The organism is Phaeobacter sp. HF9A, from assembly GCF_011806385.1.
GTDB lineage: Bacteria > Pseudomonadota > Alphaproteobacteria > Rhodobacterales > Rhodobacteraceae > Epibacterium.
This window is the reverse complement of record NZ_JAATOX010000258.1, coordinates 1-621: the sequence shown is the minus strand read 5'-3', so window position 1 is coordinate 621 and position 621 is coordinate 1. Positions and strand designations below refer to the sequence as shown.

Below are 621 nucleotides of genomic sequence, written 5' to 3'. Positions count from 1 at the left end.
CTCGTCTGCGTCATGGCCAACGTCAAATACAAAGGTATCGACCAGGGTGCCACCGCGTAGGAGGTCGTTTCCAGATCCGCCTTCAAGCCGGTCGACGCCTTGGTTGCCCAGCAGCACGTCGTCATCTGCGCCGCCCCTCAGGGTATCCTCGCCGGTGCCGCCATAAAGCTCATCCTCACCCAGACCTCCCGACAAGACGTCGGACCCGAAATTTCCATAGAGCGTGTCATTGCCGGAGTTGCCGTAAAGGGCATCCCATGCCGAGCCACCCGACAGCCAGTCGTCGCCGGTGCCACCGCTAAGCTGGTCGTCGCCTTCGCTGCCAACCATGCTGTCATCGCCCTCGCCGCCGAGCAGAGTATCCCAGCCGGAGCGCCCATAGATGGTGTCATTGCCTTCACCACCTTCGACATAATCAACACCATCGCCCGAGGAGATGTAATCGTCGCCCGCCCCGCCATAGAGGGTATCCAGTGATGTATTGCCGAAGAGGCGGTCATTGCCGTCACCACCATAAATGGTGTCGTCACCGGTGCCACCTGTAATGCTGTCGTTGCCCTCATCCCCGTAGATGATATCGGTGGAGGTATCGCCATGGAGGGTATCGTTGCCATAACCGCC

The 621-nt window shown here is 59.9% G+C and carries 1 pseudogene; it reads right to left on the bottom strand.

The window, feature by feature from the left end:
• Positions 1-621: pseudogene (locus HCZ87_RS20775) on the bottom strand (calcium-binding protein); the annotation flags it as partial.